This is a genomic window from Arthrobacter mobilis (genome assembly GCF_012395835.1).
Lineage (GTDB): Bacteria > Actinomycetota > Actinomycetes > Actinomycetales > Micrococcaceae > Crystallibacter > Crystallibacter mobilis.
Map to the genome: position 1 here is coordinate 1 of NZ_JAAZSQ010000044.1, position 5,456 is coordinate 5,456.

6 protein-coding genes and 1 tRNA gene are annotated in these 5,456 nt (G+C 61.7%); 3 read left to right on the forward strand and 4 right to left on the reverse strand.

Annotation, left to right across the window (positions count from 1 at the left end):
- The first annotated feature begins 587 nt into the window (after window positions 1-587).
- Window positions 588-938, forward strand: a complete 351-nt coding sequence (locus HGG74_RS22320; RefSeq protein WP_512698810.1) for a hypothetical protein — start codon at window positions 588-590, stop codon at window positions 936-938.
- A 213-nt stretch (window positions 939-1,151) separates the two neighbouring features.
- Here the strand turns inward: HGG74_RS22320 and HGG74_RS22060 are convergent, their stop codons facing one another.
- A complete protein-coding gene (locus HGG74_RS22060) occupies window positions 1,152-1,280 on the reverse strand; it encodes a hypothetical protein (protein WP_281356193.1) in 129 nt (42 codons plus the stop codon).
- Window positions 1,281-2,115: 835 nt separating this feature from the next.
- Here HGG74_RS22060 and HGG74_RS20610 point away from each other — a divergent pair.
- Both HGG74_RS20610 and HGG74_RS20615 read left to right on the forward strand, forming a co-directional pair.
- Window positions 2,116-2,188, forward strand: a tRNA-Arg gene (locus HGG74_RS20610).
- Window positions 2,189-2,226: 38 nt separating this feature from the next.
- On the forward strand, window positions 2,227-2,463 hold the full coding sequence (locus HGG74_RS20615; protein WP_168489414.1) for a hypothetical protein: 237 nt from the start codon (window positions 2,227-2,229) through the stop codon (window positions 2,461-2,463).
- 102 nt (window positions 2,464-2,565) lie between these two features.
- Here HGG74_RS20615 and HGG74_RS20620 read toward each other — a convergent pair whose 3' ends face one another.
- From HGG74_RS20620 to HGG74_RS20630, 3 genes are all read right to left on the reverse strand, one after another.
- Window positions 2,566-2,808, reverse strand: coding sequence for a hypothetical protein (locus tag HGG74_RS20620; RefSeq protein WP_168489416.1), 243 nt, complete (start codon window positions 2,806-2,808; stop codon window positions 2,566-2,568).
- A gap of 1,008 nt (window positions 2,809-3,816) precedes the next feature.
- Window positions 3,817-4,857 (reverse strand): acyltransferase family protein, encoded by a 1,041-nt coding sequence (locus HGG74_RS20625; protein ID WP_168489417.1) that lies wholly within the window; start codon window positions 4,855-4,857, stop codon window positions 3,817-3,819.
- Between the two features lie 133 nt (window positions 4,858-4,990).
- Window positions 4,991-5,152: a hypothetical protein gene (locus HGG74_RS20630; RefSeq protein WP_168489419.1), complete on the reverse strand. Its 162-nt coding sequence runs from the start codon at window positions 5,150-5,152 to the stop codon at window positions 4,991-4,993.
- Window positions 5,153-5,456 lie beyond the last annotated feature (304 nt).

Sequence of the window (5,456 nt, forward strand, 5' to 3'; positions counted from 1 at the left end):
AAGACCGACGTGCTGGACGCGGTCCGGCTATGTTTGCCGGGCACCGGATGCTGCGGCCCAGCTTCGTGCCCCCGGCCGAGACCCGCCGGCTGCGGGATTTGACCCGCTACCGGCCTGGTCGCCGAACGCACCGCGGAGAAGAACCAGATTGAAAAGCTCCCCGGGGACGCCTGCATTAAGCTCTCCTCCGTTGCCTCGGACATCTTCGGGGTCTCGGGGCGGGAAATGCTGGCCGCACTGATCACCGGGGAGAAGAACCCGAGGGTGCTCGCGCAGCTGGCGCACTCGAGGATGCGCACCAAGATCACGCAGCTGGAGGAGGCCTTCACCGGGCACTTCGATGATCACCATGCCTTCCTGCTCAAGAGGATGCTGGCCCGGATCGACGGTCTCGATGCCGACCTCGCCGCAGTGGATGAGCAGATCGGCGAACAGCTGGCCCCTTTCGCGGCAGCGGCGGCCCGACTGGATGAGATACCCGGCATCGGGCCCGTGGCCGCCGCGGCCATCCTCGCCGAGACCGGAACCGACATGACCGGTTCCCGACCGCCGGACACCTGTGCTCCTGGGCGAAGTTCTCCCCCGGGATCAAGTCCTCCGCCGGCAGGAACAGGGGCAGCGGCTCGACCGGGCACGGCAACCGCTACCTGGCCCGCGCTCTGGGCGAGGCAGCGGCCGGCGCTGCCAGAACCGACACTTTCCTGGGCGAACGCTCCCGGCGCCTGGCCAGACGGCGAGGCAAGCAACGCGCCGTTGTGGCCGTGGGCCGCTCCATCCTCGTAATCGTCTGGCACCTGCTGGCCAACCCCGAAACCCGCTACCGCGACCTCGGTTCCGACCACTTCACCCGCCGCACCGACCCGGATACCAGGAAACGCAACCACGTCCGCCAGCTCGAAGCACTCGGCTACACCGTCACCCTCACCCCGGCCGCATAACCCCGCCAGCATCCCGACCGGCACAGGGCAATCCTGCCCCGCCGGCCATCCACCCCTGACCGCAGACCAGGCAGGTCACCTCATTTTCGGATTAGATCGACGTCCACTTTTCGACCAGCTGATCGACCAGAAAACTTGTGGATGAGAGAGGTGGGGTACCCGATGCACGCGAATACCCGCGTCCGCGCGTGCATAGCGCTTCCTTGTACACGCCTAGGATTCCAGCGCAGCCAGGGCACCGGCGATGAATGCGCGTTCGGCTTCGGTTGCCTCCAGTGCGCCGGCGTCGATCACCTCCAGTACGGCGCGGAGGTCTGTCGCCCCATGGTCTGTCGTAGTCATCCGCTCATTCTCCCCTGCTGGTGGTGCAATTGCCGGCCAGCTGGATGATTCATGGATTATCTAACCGCGGCAGCCCCGCTACCTAGATCGGCAGCGGGGCTGTGCATTCGGGACGCGGTGTGTTTCTCAGCATGACCGGCAACTCCGGCGTAAGATGCCTAGCTTCCGTTAACGTCCAGGAGAGATAGTCATCTGCGGCATTGGCAATCGTATGTGCTTCTGCTTCGGTGAGACTGAGCTCCAGTACCAGAAGATCCCGGTCACCAGTGCCGGGCTCCGCAACACAGACAAACTCGGCGTATCCCACAAGGTTGTCATCGCTGATGACACCAGGCGTCAGGCCGTGTGCATTGCGGCGAACTTGCTGGACCTAGTTCGTCTGTGCCGCGTCTGCTGTTTCGCTCGGTTCTGCCGTTGCAGTAACCGTCACGGTTGGAACAGACTCCGTCGCGGCTTTCGTGGCGCTGCAGCCAGAAAGTGTAATGGCAGACCATAGGACAGCCGGGATGATCTTCTCCATGTTCCCCAACCTCGGTGATTCCTTCCCGTTCGATCCTATGGGGTGGACGTGACCAACCGTTTCCGCGAAACGACACGGCAGGGCCGACCTGGGGGATGCCCCCTGCCGCCTTGACAGATGACGCTGGACACATAGGCGGATCTGTTCGAGGAATCCCTCTTCACACCCTCCAGTGTGTTCGATGACTTGATAAAGTAATCGTGGATTTTGAGCCGGGCGGACTGACAGGAAACCGACAGTTCGCGCACACTGTCAGAACCTGTCCGCAGAGAAGTTGACAGTAATCTGACAGTAAACCGGCCTCAAAGCCCGCCAGCCTCGGTAGCTCAGCGGATAGAGCAGGAGCCTTCTAATCTCTTGGTCGCAGGTTCGATTCCTGTCCGGGGCGCTTTCTCCCCCTACATCTCAAGGATGTAGGGGTTCTGCATGTCCCAGGAACGCCCCGCTGGCTGTCTGCCGGATCCGTTGGAAACCTCCAACGTAGATGCGCAATCGACCGTCGCCCGCACCTCCGCCGAAAAAGGCCTGCAAACAAACGGGTTCGTCCGGGCAGTGACCATCGTCAGCACGACCCTCAACGTCAGGCGTAACGGCGTCATGGTCACCCCGCCAACCAATGTCGGCACAGACGACCTGTACAAAAGGCGCACGGCTTGTTCCTAGACTCCCTCGCCCCAGCCAGGAATGGGACGAGGTCTCATCCACCTCGGAACATCTAGTTCGAGGTGGATCATGGCCGCCGGATGCCTGCAGGGGCCATGGCGTTCAGGCCGGAAACGTCAGTCGGAAGCCGGGCACCGAGAAGCCCAGCTTGGTCAGGCTCTCGCTCCAGTCCGTCGCCGCGGCAGCCTCGAGAACCTGGGTGAACAGTTCCTTGGGAGGAACCGCATGGTCCTCACCCCAGTTGTCCTGCAGGAAGTACACACTGTTTAGCGGGTGGACGTTCGCCAGGAACGGGCGCAGATGCTCGCGCATGTGCAACCCGTCCCTGGTGTTCTGCAGGTGCACAACGGTATTCCACGTATGACCCGCATGCACGCGCTACTCCCTCGACGGCGAGGACTTCACGGGTGACATCAGCGGCATTCTGTACGCCAGATCTGCCCTTACCGATTTCGGCTGGTAGACGGGCATGAGGGCATCGACCATGCCGCTGTTGGAGGTGAAGGCCGCCCGCAGCATCGTTTACAGGGGCGCCCGGTTCTGGTGACCAGGGAAGAGATCCACGGCACTATGCCAATCGGTAGCGTGCCCCATATCCAGATCCCCGGGAAAGGAACTGAAACGTCTGCGGTGTGCCTGAGGCAATACCCGTGCCCCTGGATCGGATACCGCCAGTGGCCAGGTACCTTGGCCATGAACACCCTCTGGTGGAGCTGGCAGGAGGCCGCTTCCGGAATGGCCGCCGGATCCTCCTCGGGCCCGCCGGAGGGCCCTGCGCCGGCACCATCCTTTGTGAAATCACGGGCGGCCTCACCAGTCCGAGAACATCGAGCCCGAGCACAGCGAAGGCAAAGCGAAGAAGGAAGGAACCCCGATCCTATGGCAGGACATGGGACGCTTTGTCTCGTCCAAGTACGGCGAAACCACGAATCCCTGCAGGTCTGCACTCATGTTACTAGGAGGTGTCACATTGGATGACCGCCGATATGGTCATTTGACCAACAAGTGGCAGACTAGCCCTGTTTTCCGGCCCAGTATCCCCCAAGTGCCTGGCCGGAAACGCCAGAACGAAGGGCCCCGACCATTCCCCCATGTGCGTCGGGGCCCTTCCTTGTCCCCCCGGATGCCGAGGGAAATTTCCGGTCATCCCCCAAGAATGGCCGGATTCCTCAAGATACTAGCCTGCTGAATGCAAAAAAACGCGGTTGCCGTCAGCAAGTTCAATCCGTCCGGTTGGTAGTCGGCGATACACCGCGGTGACACCCGGACTTTGGGAAGTGCCTGGCCATCAGGCGAAGTACATACGTAATCCCTGGTGCGGGTGTCGCCCAACACAAGTTATTGGCGGAACTCTCAGCCGGAATGGGCTGCAGTAGTCGCAGGAATCTTTGCGGGGGCTGCGCCGGAAAACCACTCCGGCGCCTCGTACGCGAACCGCAGCAAAGGCCGGCGCAAAATGCGTGTGAGGCCCAACGCAAGACAGACAGCAGCCGCCGCGACCAACAGTGGGAGGATCAGCCGCAGGCCGGCAGGAAGGTGGCCCGCAAGGCTGAGCAAGGTTGCCAGGAACGCGACGATGATGACGTGTACGACGTAAATCGGCAACGTGTTCCGCCCAAGATACTTGAGCACGCTGCCCCCACGCCAGGAGACCGCAGATGCCGCAAGCAGGAAACCAAAGGCAACAGCCACTACGCGCAGCAGAAATGCGGCCGGGCCAAAACGGCTCAGTTCGTAGAAGTCGAGCGCCCATACCCCGGCCCCGAACAGGACGCCCGCCAGCACCAGCTGTCCCGAACCCCGGTTCCGGACCCACGCAAAAGCGAACTCACGCAGATAGCAGCCAGCCAGGAAAAAGAAGAAGTACTTTCCCATACCGTTCCAGCTGATGTTCCAGGACGAAATGGACAAGAACAGAACGGACATGGCGGCCGAGGCCACCAGCTGGATGCGGTAGTCAACCCTGCCCCGCATCAGCTTGGCTGCAACAAAGAAGAAAAACAACGCATGGACAAACCAGAGCCCCGACATGGGCAGCAGCGGCGCTGCCAGCAGCCTGTCAAGGTCGGTTTCCTGCGGCCTCGCCTCCATGGGCACCGCCACGAAGTACAGGAACCTGATAACCGACCAGAGCAGGAATATCCACACAAACAGACTCAGCCTGCTGGACCACAGCGCTTTCCACGGGCGGGCCAGCACCGATGCCGCGAACAGGCCGGAGGCCGCAAAGAACAGCGGCATCCGAAATACCTGCAAAGTCCTGTTCAGCTGCGCCCAAGGACCCCAGACGAGATCCATCTGGCCCAGCAAAATGACTGAGTGATGCAGTACCACCAAAAGTATTGCTATGCCTTTGGCAGCATCCACCCATTGGACGCGCGACGGTCCTGCCATGTGTTCCCTCTTGGTTGTTGAGACAGAAAATACGAAATGGACTGCCTGCACTTCCGGCCCCTACCGGCGGAGATGAATGCAGCGGCCACACAAAGGTGGACCCCGGTGCCAGGGCCCACCCTCGCGTCAAAGCTTAACGCAAGAGGATGCCGGCAATGGCAGTCAGGACAACCGCGAGCCGCGCATCCGCACGGCCATGGTCTCCGCCCACCTGGCTGTCTTTGCCGTTAAGCAGCAGTCTGCAGCCGTCAGCCAACATATGGCCGACGATGCCGGAAACGTCGGCCTTGAACATCTTCAGTAGCAGCGGAAGTCCCTGAGAGTCCAAAGCCCGGACAAGGGAAAGCCAGGTGCGGCGTGGGATATCCGGATCCCCCACCGCCGGCCACCTGACTCTGGTGACGGCGGCAGGGCTCTGTTACAACTCTGCGTAACACGAATCACACCGATGTGATTTATCGTTGCATCTTTGGCAGACTATCCCCTGTTTGTCAGCCTGATATCCCCCAAGTGCCAGGTTGGCAGGACAGCGATAGAAGGAAGTGCCCCGGCGATCCCCCAATTGAGCCGGGGCACTTCTGTCTCCGGGGGGGGGGGGG

Coding starts and splice junctions, on each gene's coding strand:
- HGG74_RS22060 (WP_281356193.1), bottom strand. CDS start 1,280: ATGACTACGACAGACCATGGGGCGACAGACCTCCGCGCCGTACTGGAG.
- HGG74_RS20615 (WP_168489414.1), top strand. CDS start 2,227: ATGTCCCAGGAACGCCCCGCTGGCTGTCTGCCGGATCCGTTGGAAACC.
- HGG74_RS20625 (WP_168489417.1), bottom strand. CDS start 4,857: ATGGCAGGACCGTCGCGCGTCCAATGGGTGGATGCTGCCAAAGGCATA.
- HGG74_RS20630 (WP_168489419.1), bottom strand. CDS start 5,152: ATGTTCAAGGCCGACGTTTCCGGCATCGTCGGCCATATGTTGGCTGAC.